An 842-nucleotide genomic window follows, 5' to 3' on the forward strand; every position below is an offset into this window, starting at 1 on the left:
ATATTTCACGTAGCGAACCACAGCTTTGACTACCCTTTCAACCTGTCATATGTGACAGATAAAAAGGGTGGGCATTTTCCAGATTTAACAATATCGGGGGATGGGAAAATGGCCAATTTGTGACTAAGTAACAAAATTCTGTGTTTAATTATTTAACTTGTAATAACGTCCAATCGTCACACCTCCAATCGAAAACATACTTGTGATATAGAACGCAAAATAACGATAACCAATTCCTACCTCTAGAGCAGAGAAGGCATCCGTTGGCGCAGGGCGCGTATAAGCAAAAATAAAGCTAACAACACTCGCTATCAACAAAAAAATTGTTAAAGCTAAACCTATTTTTGTTTTTAAATCCAAAAAACCATAAAACATTATTCACCCTTTATTTTCCGATATGTTAAGCGGGTACTATGAATTCGCCCCGCAAGTTATAAAAATTAACCCGATCGATGTCACAATGCTTAAACCGTTGACGACAAGAATAACCTTGCTCTAGCTTGGTGAGCTTCAATCAAACTAACATCCATAATTTTAATTAAAATATTTCCGTCTATTTTAAGGGAAGGAGTAAGTATAATACCTACAAGTAAATAGTGTTCAACTTAATTCTAAGCTTTTTAGCGCTAAGGCAAAAATCGCCCCTGTACGGCCTATTGAACTTCTCTGGAATTCAAATGGGTTCATGAGGTACTTATGTCTAATTTCAACATTAACAAATTGTTATTAAAGACTTTGCTGTGGATTGTGTTCAGATGGATAACTCATGAACCAAGAATAACTTCATGAGTTATCCATTTTAAGTATTTTATTAAAGACAACTGAATCGCCCCCAGTTTACT

The 842-nt window shown here is 35.4% G+C and carries 1 protein-coding gene; it reads right to left on the reverse strand.

Annotated elements, in window-relative coordinates; genetic code table 11:
• Positions 1-144: 144 nt before the first annotated feature.
• Positions 145-375: a hypothetical protein gene (locus tag BT797_RS21865; RefSeq protein ID WP_075473530.1), complete on the reverse strand. Its 231-nt coding sequence runs from the start codon at positions 373-375 to the stop codon at positions 145-147.
• Positions 376-842 lie beyond the last annotated feature (467 nt).

It is taken from the genome of Moritella viscosa, from assembly GCF_900120065.1.
Lineage (GTDB): Bacteria > Pseudomonadota > Gammaproteobacteria > Enterobacterales > Moritellaceae > Moritella > Moritella viscosa.